15 protein-coding genes, 4 tRNA genes and 1 other RNA gene are annotated in these 15,810 nt (G+C 26.9%); 13 read left to right on the forward strand and 7 right to left on the reverse strand.

Annotated features, from left to right (window positions below; all coding sequences use genetic code 11):
• Window positions 1-5 precede the first annotated feature (5 nt).
• From QIA22_RS02790 to QIA22_RS02805, 4 genes are read right to left on the reverse strand one after another with little or no spacing between them, the layout of a single operon-like run.
• Window positions 6-299 (reverse strand): HPF/RaiA family ribosome-associated protein, encoded by a 294-nt coding sequence (locus QIA22_RS02790; protein ID WP_301611628.1) that lies wholly within the window; start codon window positions 297-299, stop codon window positions 6-8.
• Entirely contained in the window at window positions 289-1,548 is a 1,260-nt protein-coding gene (rpoN, locus tag QIA22_RS02795; protein WP_301611629.1) for an RNA polymerase factor sigma-54, read from the reverse strand. Before rpoN ends, QIA22_RS02790 begins: the two co-directional genes overlap by 11 nt.
• A gap of 2 nt (window positions 1,549-1,550) precedes the next feature.
• Window positions 1,551-2,084, reverse strand: coding sequence for a chromate transporter (locus tag QIA22_RS02800; RefSeq protein WP_301611630.1), 534 nt, complete (start codon window positions 2,082-2,084; stop codon window positions 1,551-1,553).
• Window positions 2,085-2,098: 14 nt separating this feature from the next.
• Window positions 2,099-2,686 carry a chromate transporter gene (locus tag QIA22_RS02805; RefSeq protein WP_301611631.1) on the reverse strand — a complete coding sequence of 196 codons (588 nt, stop codon included), beginning with the start codon at window positions 2,684-2,686 and terminating at the stop codon, window positions 2,099-2,101.
• Window positions 2,687-2,893: 207 nt separating this feature from the next.
• On the opposite strand from QIA22_RS02805, the gene QIA22_RS02810 reads away from it, so the two are divergent.
• Complete coding sequence (locus QIA22_RS02810) at window positions 2,894-3,736, forward strand: mechanosensitive ion channel family protein (RefSeq protein ID WP_301612203.1); 843 nt, start codon at window positions 2,894-2,896, stop codon at window positions 3,734-3,736.
• Here QIA22_RS02810 and QIA22_RS02815 read toward each other — a convergent pair.
• Window positions 3,733-4,881, reverse strand: a complete 1,149-nt coding sequence (locus QIA22_RS02815; RefSeq protein ID WP_301611632.1) for a glycosyltransferase family 4 protein — start codon at window positions 4,879-4,881, stop codon at window positions 3,733-3,735. The genes QIA22_RS02810 and QIA22_RS02815 overlap by 4 nt on opposite strands.
• A gap of 56 nt (window positions 4,882-4,937) precedes the next feature.
• Here QIA22_RS02815 and holA point away from each other — a divergent pair, with 56 nt between their 5' ends.
• A complete protein-coding gene (holA, locus tag QIA22_RS02820) occupies window positions 4,938-5,927 on the forward strand; it encodes a DNA polymerase III subunit delta (protein ID WP_301611633.1) in 990 nt (329 codons plus the stop codon).
• 3 nt (window positions 5,928-5,930) lie between these two features.
• Complete coding sequence (locus tag QIA22_RS02825) at window positions 5,931-6,554, forward strand: hypothetical protein (protein WP_301611634.1); 624 nt, start codon at window positions 5,931-5,933, stop codon at window positions 6,552-6,554.
• Window positions 6,555-6,643: 89 nt separating this feature from the next.
• On the opposite strand, the gene uvrC is transcribed toward QIA22_RS02825, so the two are convergent.
• Complete coding sequence (uvrC, locus tag QIA22_RS02830) at window positions 6,644-8,455, reverse strand: excinuclease ABC subunit UvrC (RefSeq protein ID WP_301611635.1); 1,812 nt, start codon at window positions 8,453-8,455, stop codon at window positions 6,644-6,646.
• A 121-nt stretch (window positions 8,456-8,576) separates the two neighbouring features.
• On the opposite strand from uvrC, the gene QIA22_RS02835 reads away from it, so the two are divergent.
• The 4 genes from QIA22_RS02835 to QIA22_RS02850 all read left to right on the forward strand — a co-directional run bounded on the left by QIA22_RS02835 (window position 8,577) and on the right by QIA22_RS02850 (window position 11,691).
• Entirely contained in the window at window positions 8,577-10,094 is a 1,518-nt protein-coding gene (locus QIA22_RS02835) for a fibronectin type III domain-containing protein (protein ID WP_301611636.1), read from the forward strand.
• Window positions 10,087-11,397, forward strand: coding sequence for a tetratricopeptide repeat protein (locus tag QIA22_RS02840; RefSeq protein ID WP_301611637.1), 1,311 nt, complete (start codon window positions 10,087-10,089; stop codon window positions 11,395-11,397). The genes QIA22_RS02835 and QIA22_RS02840 overlap by 8 nt, the downstream gene beginning before the upstream one ends.
• Before the next feature lie 62 nt (window positions 11,398-11,459).
• Window positions 11,460-11,548 (forward strand) — tRNA-Ser (locus QIA22_RS02845).
• A gap of 56 nt (window positions 11,549-11,604) precedes the next feature.
• Window positions 11,605-11,691, forward strand: a tRNA-Ser gene (locus QIA22_RS02850).
• A 23-nt stretch (window positions 11,692-11,714) separates the two neighbouring features.
• Here QIA22_RS02850 and QIA22_RS02855 read toward each other — a convergent pair.
• Window positions 11,715-12,428 (reverse strand): hypothetical protein, encoded by a 714-nt coding sequence (locus tag QIA22_RS02855; RefSeq protein WP_301611638.1) that lies wholly within the window; start codon window positions 12,426-12,428, stop codon window positions 11,715-11,717.
• A gap of 74 nt (window positions 12,429-12,502) precedes the next feature.
• Between QIA22_RS02855 and QIA22_RS02860 the strand changes: the two genes are divergently transcribed.
• From QIA22_RS02860 to QIA22_RS02885, 6 genes are all read left to right on the forward strand, one after another.
• A tRNA-Arg gene (locus QIA22_RS02860) sits at window positions 12,503-12,576 on the forward strand.
• A 16-nt stretch (window positions 12,577-12,592) separates the two neighbouring features.
• Window positions 12,593-12,679, forward strand: a tRNA-Ser gene (locus QIA22_RS02865).
• Window positions 12,680-12,682: 3 nt separating this feature from the next.
• Window positions 12,683-12,779, forward strand: an RNA gene (gene ffs / locus QIA22_RS02870) — signal recognition particle sRNA small type.
• Between the two features lie 231 nt (window positions 12,780-13,010).
• Window positions 13,011-14,693, forward strand: a complete 1,683-nt coding sequence (gene dnaX / locus QIA22_RS02875; protein WP_301611639.1) for a DNA polymerase III subunit gamma/tau — start codon at window positions 13,011-13,013, stop codon at window positions 14,691-14,693.
• Between the two features lie 4 nt (window positions 14,694-14,697).
• Window positions 14,698-14,997, forward strand: a complete 300-nt coding sequence (efbC, locus tag QIA22_RS02880; protein ID WP_014023693.1) for a nucleoid-associated protein EbfC — start codon at window positions 14,698-14,700, stop codon at window positions 14,995-14,997.
• Between the two features lie 169 nt (window positions 14,998-15,166).
• Window positions 15,167-15,676 carry a nucleoside-diphosphate kinase gene (locus QIA22_RS02885; protein ID WP_301611640.1) on the forward strand — a complete coding sequence of 170 codons (510 nt, stop codon included), beginning with the start codon at window positions 15,167-15,169 and terminating at the stop codon, window positions 15,674-15,676.
• The last annotated feature ends 134 nt before the right edge of the window (window positions 15,677-15,810 follow it).

Here is a 15,810-nt window from a genome sequence, read left to right on the forward strand (position 1 = left end):
TTATCTTATTTGTTGTTTTTTTTCTCTTTCTCTTTAGTTGCTGTTTTGTAAAGTCTTGCTATTGCACTATCAATAAGATTGAAAAGTATTTTTCCATCTTCTCTTATATGTATTATTTTCCCCCAATTAAAGTGAATATGTGCGTCCAATTCAAAAAGCTCATGTTCTTTTTTAATTGTAATTTTTAAATTATCAATATGTTTTTTTATATGAGTATCAAATTTTTCTAGTTTTTTGAGAATAAAAATTTTTTCATTCTCATTTAAGCTATAGTTAACGGCTTGAATTTTAGGTTCCATAATATGTTCTTCCTTTCTCAGATTTCAATTCATTTCTATACTTGTTCACTGTTCTTCTAGAAATAGAGATTCCTTTGGATTTCAGTATAGCAGAAATCGCTTCATCTGACATCTTTTTATTTACTTCTAACAACTTTTTTACTGTTATTTTAATGCTTAATTTTGAAAATTCATTTGTTTTTGCTCCACCAACAGAGCTAAAAAGCTCTTTGATTAATATTGTACCCCATTCGCATTTTAAGTATTTGTTTTTTATTGCTCTTGATATTGTTGATTTTGATACACTAATTTTTTTTGACAAAATGCTCAAGTTCATTGGCCTTAAGCTTTTAAAACCCCTTCTTAAGAATTCTTTTTGCAATGTATATATAGCTATTCCTATTTTTGCAAGTATTTCATCTCTATATCGTAGAGATTCGATTAACCACTTTGCTTTTTTTTGTTTTTGGGGATTTTCGGCTGTCTTTTTAAGTTCTTTTTTAAAGATACTAACTTCTTTGATTTTAATTTTAAATTTGTTATTGTGATTAATTATTAATATATCTGGATCGACATAAAAATTAGTGTCGTTTGGATCTTTAAATTCGAGTGTTGGGTTGGGGTTAAGTTTTTGTCTGATAATTTCTAAAGCTTTGTTAAATTCTTTGCTTCTTATTTTGAGCTCTTCTTTCAATTTTTCTTGAGTTTTTTCAAGAAGCTCTGCTTTTTCAAGAATTTTAATAATATTAGTTTCTAGTTTATGATGCTTTGCTTGCAAAATTAACGATTCTATTATGTTGGGGACACAAATCCCAATTGGATCAAATTTTTGAATGAGTTCAATTATTTTTTTTACTTTTTCTTTTTCTTCCTTTTTAAAAAGATCATAAGGGTTTATTATATGAAAACCTTTGCTATTTAGATTGTTTATTAGTATTTCACCTATTTTAAGCTCATCTTCATTTATTCTTTGAATTCTTAATTGTAGTAAAAGGTGTTCTTTTAAAGAAGTATTTGTTTGCGTTTTTTCAAGAGCTATGTCGTGTTGATTTTTTATCATTCCATCTTCTTTATAAAAAACTTTTTTAAACCTATATGTTTTTAATGTTTCAAAAAATATTTTATTTGAGTCTATTTCTAAGCATTCGTTGTTTTCGCTTTCGTCTAGTATAAGCTTTATTAATTCTTTTTGATTAAGGCCTAATATTTTTATTGTTTGTATTTGAATTGAGTTTAAATTTTGGGATAATTTTAATTTTTGTTTAATCATATTTATATTAATGTATAAAAAAATCCACTAAGTATAATTACTAATGCGGGACTTATTTTATTATAAAAAAATAAAATAAAAAAATTAATTCCCACAATAACCAGAGTTCTTAAAAGTTCTGTGTTGTTGTTTTCTAGCTTTAAATATGTATGTTCAAGCAAAATCATTATTGTAATTATCCACAGCGCAACAATAATGGGTTTTAGATTCTCTAGGCAATAATTTAAAAAGCCGATTTTGTGTAGTATTAGAAGGATTATAATCATTATTATTATTGGAGCTGTTATTAGCGCTACTGTAGCAGTTATTGCTCCTGCAATTCCTGCAGTTTTCATTCCAACGTATGTTGCTATGTTTGTTGCAATAGGCCCGGGGGTTATTCTTGATATTGTAATCATATTGACAAATTCTTTTTTTGTTATCCAATGTTTATTATTAATTATTTCGTTGTTTATTATTGCTGCAATTCCATTGCCGCCTCCGAAATTTAATAATCCGATTTTTAAAAATGTAATGAATAAATTTATTAAAATCAACCGATATCCTTTTCTTATTTAGTTAATATTTTTTTTATTGTTATATACTTAAATGTGTATACTAAAAAGAAAATTAACAATATGTATGATATTCTTATTTTTAATTTAAAAATTGCAAAAATTACAAGAAAACATATTGTCCATTTTATTATAGAGTTATTCAACATTTTTTTGGAAAATTTTAAAACAACGGTTATCATTATGATAATTGAAGATATTTTTGCACCTTCGAGAAATTTTTCAACATGTATGTTATCTGGTACTAATTTTAGGTAAAGGAAAACTATTATTATTGCGATAATGGAAGGTAAAATTCCAGCAACAACAAGCAAAAGTGCGCATGGGAAGCCTCCAAATTTTTTCCCTACTAGGAACACAAAATTAACCGCTGTAACTCCAGGAATTACATTTGATGTTGCTAGTATTTTGTTAAAATCGTCCTCAGATATTATTTTTCTTTTTTTTACAAATATTTTTTTAAGCTCAGATATAATTATTAATCCTCCGCCAATTGTAAGTGTTGTTGTTTTAAAGACAAGTAAAAACAAGTCCAGAATTTCATATATTTTTTTTTGTTTCTTTTTATACATTTGTTTTGTCAAATTTAGTAAAAACCTTTGAATACTAATTCTATCACAAATATTGTTGTAATATTCATTTTATTGTCGAGTGGTAGCGATGAAAGCATGCTTTATTGTGGTTTTAAAACATTGCCTTATTGTTTTTATCAAGGTTTTTATTGGAAGGCTTGTTTGTTTTTTGTGCTATAATTCAATTAATTTATGTAAAGCTTGGAAGGAAAGTTTAATTTGTTTAAGGAGTTTTTTATATTTCAAGATTATTTTAATTATATTATTGAGGGTGTGGTAGGTTATGGTTTAAAAGTTACGATTGCTATAGTGCTATGGTATTTTTTAAAGTTAATTGTTAATAAAATGGGAAAAATTTTATTTAAGACTTTAGAAAAGTCTAGATTAGAAGAGAAGTTAGAGGTTACGGTTTTTAACTTTTTAAAATCTTTTTTCAAAATATTAACAGACTTTGTTATTATTTTAATAATATTGCCATATCTTGGGGTGCCTATAACATCTATTATTGCTGTATTTGGATCATTGGGGATTGCCATTGGGCTTGCTGCTCAGGGCATTTTATCTAATTTTGTTAGTGGATTTATTGTTTTGAATTCTAATTTTTTTAAGTGTGGAGATCATATTAAATGTGGAGATGTTGAAGGTTTGGTTGAGGATGTCCAAATTTTTTTTACTACACTTAAAACATTTGACGAAGAAATTATTAAAATTCCAAACAGCAAGCTTACATCCAATTTTGTTGTTAATTTTTCAGCAAATCCCAGAAGAAGGGTTGTGTTTTCGTTTCAAGTTCCCTATGATACGAATATTGGTTTATTAAAAGATAAAATAGAGGATTTAATGATTTTCAATAATAAGAAATTTAATGTTGAGATTTGTTCTCCTACTCTTATTATCAAAAAATACACTCCCTATTATATAGTTTTACAGGTTCGATTTTTTGTTGATACAGAGGTTTTTTGGGATTTTAAATATTTTATTGGGGAGTCTATTAAAAATGTTTTATTAGATATGAAAATTAAGTTTCCAATTTGTTTTATACCTTTTGATAAGCTATATTAATGATTTTTTCCTGCAATAATTTCTGAGTAATAATTTTCAATTTTTTTTGTGAAAAAATGACTGGAAAATTTAGTAGAGTATTTTTTTGCATTTTGTTTAAATGTTTTTAGTATTTCATCGTCTTTTATTACTTTATCTATGTACTGAGATAAATTTTCGTACTTTTTTATTAAGAATCCGTTTACTCCCTCTTTAATTACGTCTTTATATATATAATCATTTATTAAAATAGCAGGTATTCCAGCAGTTAGTGCTTCTATTACTGTCATTGGATATACTTCGCTTCTTGATAGACTAGCAAAAATATCAGAAATTTTGTAGTAATAGCATATTTCTTCCCACGGAATTGTTCCTATTAACAATATTTGTTTTTCAAGTCCATGTTTGATGCTAAAATTTTTTATTTCTTTTTCTTCATTTCCTTTGCCAATAATGATAAGCTTGTAATTTTTGTTTTGTATTAAAAGGTCTTTTAAGTGTATTACTAATGAATGTATGTTTTTTTCTTTATTTATTCTGCCAACAAAGATGATTATTTTGTCTGTTTGCTTTATATTGTGTTTTTTCAAAATTTCATCTTTTTTTTCTTTGCTTAGATTTTTTATAAAAAGCTTTCTATCAACCCCATTTGGAATTATTTTATAGTTAGAATTATTTGAAAGTTGGAAATACCTTTCTTTTGCCTTGCTTGATGGGTAAATAAAATGTTTTATTTTGTTATAATGTTTTTGCATCATTTTATCGGGTTTGATAAAATATTTAAAAATTCCCAAGTAATGTAAATAATAATCCCACATTGTATGACTAGTGTGAACTATTGGTATGTTTTGTTTTAATGCAATTTGTTTTCCAATTTTCCCCATAGAAAACTCGGAGTGAGTATGAATGATGTCTGGTTTATAGCTTTGAATTATTTTAGATATTTTTCTTTTGTTGGGAAAAGCTATGACAGCATCAAGTTTTTTATTTATTTGAATAGATAAGCATCTGTAAACGTTTTTTTCGTTTAAAGGTGTTTTGGCTTTTGGACAAAATATGTAAACTTCATAGCCATTTTTTTCTAATCCTTCTTTAATTTGTTTTATTGACGTTGCCACTCCATTTTTTTCTGGGATATACGTATCTGTAAATATTGCAACTTTCATATTCTCCTCCTAGCTTAAGTATAATATATTTGGCACTTGGATTATAATTTACTTTAATGCAAGTGGTTTATTTGTTGTTGGGTAATGAACAAGGTTTAAAAGAAGCTTATTTAAAAGAGCTGTTAATCAAGATGGATGCTTTTAAATCCAAAGTTTCCGTTACTAAAATTTTTTTGTCAGAATTATCAGCTGTAGGATTTGCTGAGAAACTTTTTTCTAATTCTTTTTTTTCAAAAAAAGAAATTTTTATTGTTTATGAGTCTGAACTTTTAAAAGCAGAAAAAGATTTAGAGCTAGTATGTAATGCAATTTTAAAGTCTGATAATAAAACTGTTATTTTTGTTTCTAATAGTAATACATGTAGCATTGATTTTAAAAATAAACTTAAGATTATAAAAAAAGTTTTTTATGAGATTTCTGATGATGATAAATTTACATTTGTGAGAAGAAATTTTTTTAATCTTAATATTAAAATTACAGATTCTGCAATAAACTTAATGCTTTTAATGTTAAATTCAGATACTAAAATTTTGAAATTTTATATAGATTATTTTGCGCTTTTTGCCAAGAACAATACCATTGATGAGAAAGATATAACTTCTTGGATTAGTTTTATTCGTTTTGAAAACACTTTTTCCCTATTTAATTCAATTTTGAAAAAAGATATGACGCATTCTTTGATTAAAATTAAGTCTATTTTGGATCAAGGAGAAGATTTGCTCAATGTTTTAATGAGTCTTATTTGGCAATTTAAAAGATTGTTAAAGGTGCAAATAGATTATAATGCGTGTGGCAGCTTACAGAGTGCATTGAATAAAAATAAAATCTTTTTTTCATTAAATAAAATTTATAGAATAGGAATTAAAAATTATTCAATTCCAGAAATTAAAATTGTTTTGAAAATTTTATATAAGTTTGATTTATATTCGAGAATTTATTCTAAAAATATTCATCAAAATTTGTCATACTTTTTAATATTTTCAATTTTAAAGCTTAATGATAATTTTTTAATGCAATATTCTGCAGAGTCAAAATTTAATTTTTAATGTATGAAACAAAAATTAAGTTGGATTGTATTATTTTGTTTTTTGTCTTGCAGATCTGAATCTAGATTGGCAGAAATTATTTTAATAGAGTTTTTTGATTCTGTTAAAAATTTTCAAAGCAGTCCTGAAATATTTTTTAATTATTTAAATATTCCAAGTGATGATGATCTGAGAGCAAAAATTCGTGGGTTAAAGTCTCAGGCAAAGGACGATTTTATTTTTTATCCTTTGTTTTTTAATAATCTAAGATATGAGATAATAGGTAGAAAAAATATTTTTAAGGGCTTTGAATTTGAAGTTGTTATTAAAAATATTAACTTTCAAAACGGGATAGAAAAATTTTTGTCCAAATTAAATAAAATTGAAGGAGAATCTTTAAGCATTAAAAATTTAGAAAAAAAAGAGCGTAAAAAAATATTTGACAATTTAATAAATGAAGTTATTGAAGAATTAGATAATTTTGATTACACCGAGATTGTTCATTTTTTTAGAGTAGTTAAGAGTTCTTCTGAAAGTTATAAAATAGAGCTTTTAGGAGATGTTTTAAATATACAGGTTAGAAATAAGCTTATTAATGATCTTTTTTTGGTTTTATCACCTGGGATTTCAAATGGTGTTTTATTTTAAAAAATATTAATGAATAATAATCTAGTTTAAAATTTTATAATTTTACCGTTAATTTAGAGGCTATATAAAATTTTAATTGAATTTAAAATTTATTTATCTTGATTATAATTTTTTATTGCGTTTTCTTTTACTGCAAATTCTTTTATTCTTTTTGCAAGTTGCATATTTACTTTTATTTTTTCTGAAATTTCGGTTTCACTTAAAGATAATATATCCTTATAGGTTCCAATTGATTTTAATATTTTTTGAGCTGTTTTTTCTCCAATTCCATGTATTTTTGTATAAAATAGGGTGATTTTTTCCCTTCTTTTTTTGTTAAATCCGTTGGCCTTTCTATGTGCTTCATCTCTTACATTTTGCAGTATCCTAAGCGCAGGATGCCCTTGGGGCAGATTTATTCCTTTTTTGTTAGTTGTTAAGAATATTGTTTCTTGTTTTTTTGCCAACGAACAGACTCTAACTTTATTTTCTATTTTTAAGCCTTTTAAGATAGAAAAAGCAGCATTTAATTGCCCTTTGCCCCCATCAATTAAAATTAAATTCGGTAGTTCTAAGTTGTTATTGATTATTTCTGAATATCTTCTTGAGATTACTTCTTTTATTGCCTTAAAGTCGTCAATTTCTCCTTCTAATAGCGAGCTTAGCTTGTAAAGCCTATAGTTTTCTTTAAAGGGTATTCCCATTTTAAAAGTAACCATAGAAGCTACTGTCTCTTGCCCTTTAAGATGAGCAATATCAAATCCTTCAATTATTTTGGGAAGTTTGTCCATTTCTAGAATAATTTTCAAACTTTCAAGTGCTTTGTTGCTTTTATTTTCATATTCTCTTAAAGATAATTCAGCATTGGATATGGCCATTTCCATTATTTTTAAAATTTCTTCTGTTTCTTTGTAAATAATTTCTGTTTTTGTATTTTTAATTTCATTTATTAGTTTTTCAACATTTTTAGTGTCGATATCTTTGATAAAAATATGAATTTTGTCTGGTACTATCATATTAATAGATGTGTAATATTGAATCAAAAATTGTAAAATCAGCTCATTTTCTTTGCATATACTCTCATCAAAGTTTGCATCTCTTTCAACCAATTTTCCATTTCTGTATTTTAATACTATTATTGTATTTACATTTTCTCCTGGATGAACATGTACATAATCTATGTTTAAATTGTTGGTTTTTGTAACGATTTGGATTTGATTAATTTCTATTAAAGAACTTTTAATTTCTTTTAATTTGATAGCGGTTTCAAAATCTTCTTTTTGTATGGCAAGTTTTAATTTGGTATCAATTTGGATTAATATTTCGGATATATTGCCGTTTAGTATGGATTTTGCCTTGTCTAGTTCTTTTTGATATTCTTTTTCAAGGTTTTCCTTGTAGCATACTCCAAGGCACTGTCCCATGTGGTAATATAGGCAAGGAGTATTGGATTTTTTTTTGCACTTTCTGATTTTAAATGTTTTGTTAATAAAATCTAGTACTTGGTCTAATCTTTTTACGTTGGTAAATGGTCCAAAATATTCGCTTTTGTCATTAATTATTTTTCTAGTTTTGAAAATTCTTGGATATTTTTCATGGGTCACTCTGACCATGGGATAACCTTTCCCATCTTTTAATTTGACATTGTAATCAGGTTTATGTGTTTTTATTAGATTGCACTCTAGAAGCAATGCTTCGTATTCGCTATTTGTTGTAATAACTTCTATTGATTTTACATTTTTCATTAATATTTTGATTTTATGGCTATTTTTTTCTAAAAAATAACTTTTTACTCTTGCCCTTAGATTTTTTGCTTTTCCAATATAGAGTATTTTTTTGTTTTCATTTAGCATTTTATAGCAACCGCTTGTGGTTGGCAATTTTATTACTTTTTCGAATAAACTTGTTAGGCTCTCTTTCATAATGTCAGGTAGTTTTTAGATTTTAAAAATCATCTTATGATATAATATTGTATCATAATGCAGCTTGTTTTATGTTTTGAGGTATTTAAAAATATGAATAATAACAAATAAAAGGTCAAAAATGAGATTAATTTTAATGCTCTTGCTATTTTTTTTGTGCTTTTCTATTCTTTTGTCTCAAGAATTGAAGTTAATACTTGATTCAAAAAAAAATTTTAAATTTATTCAAGATTCTAGCAATGTTACTTTTGAAAGGGATATGAGGGGTTTACTTGGCATTTATTTGGATAGATATAAAGCTGTTTTAGATTTGAATAATATTGATTTGCGCTTAGAAATAGGAAGGGATAATAAATTAAAAGACACATCTTCAAATTATTTAGTTAGTGCAAAAAGTTTGAGAGTTTCAAATGAATTTCGAAATGTTTCTAATGGGTCTTTAATTTTTTATTCAAATCAAAATCCCGTTAAGTTTAAGCCGCTGACAAAGAAAGCTTTCTTTTTTTCAGGCAATACTGTTTCTGATTTTACTATTAAGTTTTGGGTATATCGAACAACCTCTGTTACAGGGGAAATTATTTTTAGTTGGGATGGTTATAAAAAGGTTCATAATTCGTGGGTAGATCAGTCTATTAGATTAGAAAGTGATGAGGGAAATTTTGTTTGGGTTTTAAACAATGTCTTTTTAAAAGATAATAAAAACCCTATCAAAATTAGAATGAAAAGTAATGATGATTTTATTCCAAAGAAATGGCATTTGCATACTTTAAGATATAGGCAAAAGGATGGCATGCTTGAATATTTGATAGATTCTAAACCTCAGGCAATAGAATATATAACAGATAATAAGAAGGAAGGATCAGGATATTTATTAAGTATTGGTAATTTTATTGATTTTACCTTGGGAACTTATTTTACTGGTGCGGTTGAAAATTTAGAAATACATAAAAGTTTTGAAGAAGTTAGTAATGCTTTTTTTTCAAAGAATATGGGATACATTATTACAGAGCCTATTAAACTTTCTAAATATTATTCTCAAGTATTATCCTTTGATGTTGATTCCAATGTTCCTAAGGATACAGAGATTGTTTATTATTACAGATTAGATAATAAGGTATTTTATGATACAGATACTCATGGGAATATTAAAAAAAATTTAACTGGGGCGTGGATTCATTTTGATCCTAAAAAAGATTTTCCAGATTCAAAGATATCAAAATATATTCAAATAAAAGTTGAATTTTATCCCAGCGGAGATTCTGTAAGCAGTCCTTCTCTTTATAGCATGTCAATTACTTACGTTCCTGAAGCAGCACCATTTCCTCCTGTGATAACAAAAGTTATTCCAGGTTCTAGAGAGGTTTTTATTGAATGGATTCCTGTTGTTAATAGTAGTGTTGAAGGGTATTACATTTATATTGGCGTTGCTTCTGGTAATTATCATGGAAAAACCAGCGGTGCTTTAACTTCTCCTATTGATGTTGGAAATCAAACTTCTTTTAAGATTACAGGACTTGAAGATGGAAGACTTTATTACATTAGTATTGCTGCTTACAATTTGGATAAGAGTGTTAATAAGACTTCTTTTTCAAAGGAAATTTCTGTAAGGCCTATGGAGATTTTTAAAAAATATGAATAACTTTAGTTTTGAAAAGGCTTTAAATTTTTATAAAGATGGTGATTTTAAAAGTTCTCTTGACAATTTAGATGTTTTTGATGAGAATTTTGATTCTCTTGCACTTAAAGCACTTATTTATTTTAAGAAAAAGGATTATAAGGCTCTTTTGTATGTTTTAAATACTTATCCTGTTGTTTTGAGTGAATATAATTTTTTAGTTAAACTTATAGATTATGGTAAAATTGAAAAAAGTAAAGATGATCTAGGCCCTTTTGAAAATTATAATTTAGGTGTTTTTTATTTCAATTTAAAAGAATATGAGCTTGCTTTAAGGTGTTTTTTAAAAGCCAAAGAGCAAAAATCTGATTTTGTACAAGCCTTAAACAATAGTGCTGTTTTATTTGAAATGTTGGGCAATAGGGATGAGGCTTTAAAATTATTTTTTGAGGCTAGAGATTTGAATCACAACAATTCTCTAGTTAAGCTTAATATTTGGATTTTTAAAAAAAATGAAACTCCTCAAACAATAAGTTTTTTAAAGGTAGATAAAATTTTTTTTGATGCCAATCTTGCTCTTGTTGTTAATTATTTAATGTATTATTTCTATTCTATTGGGGAAATAAGCAGAGCAATTAGGCTTTCTGAGAAATTTTTAACGGATTCTCATTATTCTAAGTATATTTGGCACAATAGGGCAACTATTTTTCATAAAATAGGCAACATGACTCAAGCCACAACATCTTATGTTAAAGCCATTTTAAATTTTCCCAATATTTATACAATTTACAATATGCATATTGCAACAGTTGAACTTTTAAAATTTTCTCCTAAAAAGTCTATTGAGAGAATGGTTGATGATTATTCTAACCTAGATTTGATGTATTTATATGCAACCTTATTTTTTCTTAGGAATCGTGATCTTGAAGATGCCTATTTTTACATGAAAAAACTTTGTGAGCTTAATCCAGAGCCGTATTCAAAATTTTTAAAATTACTTGAGTCTAGCGAGGATATGTTAATTGAAACTCTGCTTGAAGAATTTGCAGTATCTTTAAGAGTAAATTGGTATTTAGAGTATTTATTTTTTATTGATAATTCTTTGAATTTAAGAGATCCTATTTTTGTTTTTGATCACAATATAAGAGTAAATACATATATTTGGAGAATTAAAGATGAGTGCATTGAATTAAAATTTAGCAACAATGAGGAAAAAATGGTTCAAGAGATCTTGCACGAAGCATGTATTTTGCCCGAAATTGACATTTTTATTGGGGATTTGCAAAATTTAATAGAAGCTTATAAAGAGTTTAGAATAAATTACTGATATTTATAATTGATTTGGTTGACAATAATAATATCTCTAAGATAATATGTATTAATGTTATAGGAGAGATGCCAGAGTGGCCGAATGGGGCTTCCTGCTAAGAAGTTGTCCTTTTAAAAGGGGACCATGGGTTCGAATCCCATTCTCTCCGTAATTATTTAAATCTTGACAGCGTGTACTTTATTTATTAAAATTTGTTTTAGCTCTGGAGAGGTGGCAGAGTGGTTTAATGCTACGGTCTTGAAAACCGTTGTAGGTGTAAGCCTACCGTGAGTTCGAATCTCACCCTCTCCGTAATTAGCATTTGATTTTAAGTATTAAGAGTGAGAGCGAAGTTTTTTATTTGACCGATATTCATTCTCTGTGTTTTCATTTATAGGAAATTGAAATTCAATTTTATCGCAGCCATTACAGGCAATTGAGAATGGATTATAAAAAACTATAATTTGGTTATTTTTAAAATAATATTTATATTTTGGAAAGATTGTTGTGAATTTTTTCCTCAATTCTTTTGGATTGTATTTTTCCTTAACATAAAAATCTTTAATTCTGCTTTTTAGCTGTTCTTTTAATACGTTTATTAGAGAGTCTAGCTGATCTTTTGATATTATTTCTGAAATTTCTATTTTTTTATTTCCTTTTAAGTTTAAAGAATAATATTTCAAGAGAGTGTTTGATTCTTTTTCTCTGAAAGATTCTTTGTATAAAATAGATGTAATGCCAATATTTTCATTTTTAAATATTGTAAAGTTAGAAAAATAAAAATATTCATTTTTAGAGTTTTCAGGTTTTGATATTTTATTCTCGATATCTTTTTTCCATTTTTTTATAAGATTTTCAAATTCAAAGTTTGTATTTTCCATAAAGGGAATTTTTGCATCTATATGGATAACATTATTGTTTTTTAGTATTTCATTTTCTTTAATATGTTTAGTTTTAATTGCAAATTCAAAATTAACTTCATTTGAGACTGGTTTAGAGCATGATAAAATAGATAATATTGAAAAAAAAATGATTATTTTAGTTTTCACAACTTCTCCATTTTCTGTTTAATATTTTTATTGTAATAAATAGTAATTTTTATTACAATAAAAATTAATTGTTTGTGTCCATAGCTCAGTTGGATAGAGCGTTAGATTGCGATTCTTAAGGTCGGAGGTTCAAGTCCTCTTGGACACGAAAAGATTGTTAGCTTGGAGAGATGGCCGAGTGGCTTAAGGCGCACGCTTGGAAAGCGTGTATACAGTAAAATGTATCATGGGTTCGAATCCCATTCTCTCCGATTCCTAGGACCCGTACTATCAAGTATTGCTGAATCCCGTCAGGACTGGAAGGTAGCAGCGGTAAGCGATTTCTTTGATGAGTACGTAAGTCTTAGGTTTAATTTTGAGCCAAAATGCAATGCTTTGCTTTATGTTAAGATATAGATTTATCTTTTTGAAATTTTCGGTTTTATTATACTTTTTAGAAAGCTTTTTTTTATTAGATATTTTTTATGTTTCATAAAATTCTTTGTTAGCTTTTTTAAAGCAGTAGTTTTGAGATATAAATATGTTGTATATTGTATATTTACTAATATTTTACTTATTAAAGCATAGGGAGGTAAAAAGTTAATGGCGTCTTCAAGAGGCACCGCTCTTAAGAAGCGACCCAGAGATTTCAACTCTCTTGAAGGGCAAGACTTTGTTGTTGAAACTCTAAAGCATTCTATAGAGAAAAATAAAATAGCCAATGCTTATATTTTTTCAGGGCCAAGAGGTGTTGGCAAGACCTCATCAGCTAGGGCTTTTGCTAGATGCTTAAATTGCAATAATGGTCCGACAGTTATGCCATGTGGGGAGTGCAGCAATTGTAAATCTATTGAGAATGACAGCAGTCTTGATGTTATTGAAATTGATGGCGCTTCAAACACTTCGGTCCAAGATATTAGACAAATTAAAGAAGAGATAATGTTTCCTCCTGCAATTTCTAAATATAGAATATATATTATTGATGAAGTTCACATGCTTTCCAATTCTGCTTTTAATGCTCTTTTAAAGACAATTGAAGAGCCTCCAAATTATATTGTTTTTATTTTTGCCACTACAGAGTCACACAAGCTTCCAGAGACAATAAAAAGCAGATGTCAACATTTTAGTTTTAAGCTTTTATCTTTAGAAAAGATTTATAATATGCTTAAGAAGGTTTGTTTAGAGGATCATATTAAATATGAAGATGAAGCTTTAAAATGGATTGCATATAAAAGTAGCGGTAGCGTAAGAGATGCGTATACTCTTTTTGATCAGATAGTTTCTTTTAGTGATTCTAACATTAAATTAGATCAAATAAGATCTAAGATGGGTTTAACCAATGATGAATTTTTGGTAAAGTTGTCAGCTAGCATTCTTAGTGAAGATGTAAAGGAGTTAATTTGTATTCTTGATTCTATTTTTTCATCTGGAGTGTCTTATGAGCAATTTCTTTTAGATTCAATTGAATTTTTTAGAGAGGCATTATTTTTAAAGATAGGTATTAAAAATTTTGAGTTTATTGGAATTAAATCTGAGGATTTGAGAAAGAAATTAATTGAGTTTGATTTGAACTATCTTGAGAGAATTGTTGTTGTTTTGCTTGAAACTTACAGGGATTTGCAATTTTCGGTTAATCCAAGATATGAGCTTGAGATTAATTTTATTAAAATTTTAAGACTTAAAAATTATATTCCAAATCATGTTTTAATAAATCAAATTCAAAATCTTGAAGACAATTTGTTAGAAAATATTGCTGTAGATTCAAACAATTTTGATGTTTTAGAAAATAATAAGAGCGAAGATGATTTAGCTTTTATTCCAGCAAAATCTAGCTTAAAATGTGACTTTTCCGAAATCGGATCTTTAGGAAAAAAGGAAGCTGATCATGATGAAAATTTGTCAACAAAAATTGATAAAAATTTTACAGAAACCAATAGTATTGACGAGATTGATGAGATTTTTATTGAAGATGATAATCCAAGTAAAGCAAATGATTTTATTGATATAAGAGATAAATTTATTTATATTGTTTCAAGATATGTTCAAACTTTAGTTCATTCAGGAGAAGTTGCTATTGATGACAATGTTCTTTATTATAAAGTGTTTAGCGAGTTTGAATATAATGAGCTTCAAAATTATAAAGGTGAGATAAGATCTGAATTTTATAAAGAATTTCCCAATTTAAGCATTGTGTTTCAGAAAAATTTTCAAAGCCTTGAAAAGGATTTTGAAAAATTAGAAGCTGTAAAAAATATTTTTGGAGCAAGTGAAGTTCTGGAGGGATAAAAATATGGCAGTAAATCCGTTAGATTTTTTAAAAAATATGTCTAGCGTTAAGGATAATATTGATAGTATTAAAAAGGAAATTTCTAAAATTACGGTTTGTGGTAAAGCGGGTAGCGATATTGTTACTATTGAGATGGATGGCGAATTTAATGTTAAAAAAGTTTCAATCAATAAGGAATTTTTTGATGATTTAGACAATGATGCTTTTGAGCAAATGGTTAAATCTGCTTTAAATGATGCTGTTTCTAAGGTTAAAGAAGAGATAAAATTAAAAACCATGGGAGTTCTTCCTTTTGGAATGTAGTTTTTAATTTTGTAAAGTTATATTTTGATTTTTCAATATAATGTTAGGCGCTTTATAACTTGTAGTATTCCATATAAATGTAATTAATCAGATATAATTTTTGTATTGAGTAAGTGTTTTTATTTATTTAATTATTGTTAAATGCATACCCTAAATTTTAGGAGGATTTATGTCAATGTTATTGCAAAAAACTTTATGTATTATTAAGCCAGATGGAGTTAGGAGAGGTTTAATTGGTGATGTAGTTTCTAGATTTGAAAGAGTAGGTTTAAAGATAGTTGCTGCTAAAATGCTTATTATTGATGAGAGTTTAGCAAAAAAACATTATTTATATGATGATATTGTCTTTAGGCATAGTGAGGCGGTTTGGAATTCTTTAATTAAATTTATTTCAAATTCTCCTGTTTTTGCATTTGTTGTTGAAGGGGTTGAAAGCATCGAGGTTGTTAGAAAGCTTTGTGGTGCTACTGAGCCAAAATTAGCTATTCCTGGAACAATACGGGGAGATTTTTCTTATCATAGTTTTAAGTATTCAAATGAAAAAGGTTTTTCGATTTACAATGTGATTCATGCATCTGCAAATGAGGCAGATGCTATTCGTGAAATACCAATTTGGTTTAAAGATAATGAAATTTTAAACTACAAAAGAGATGATGAATGTGAGCATTATTATTGTTAATTTTTATAATCTATTTTTTCAAAGGAATAAAATGTAAATTGTCTTTATGCTAATCTAAAGTAAGAGCAATTTTTGTACTTTTGCTTGAATTTTTATATTTTTAAGAGAATTCTTATACCAAAGATTGTTCTTAA

It is taken from the genome of Borreliella kurtenbachii (assembly GCF_030437945.2).
Taxonomy (GTDB): Bacteria; Spirochaetota; Spirochaetia; order Borreliales; family Borreliaceae; genus Borreliella; species Borreliella carolinensis.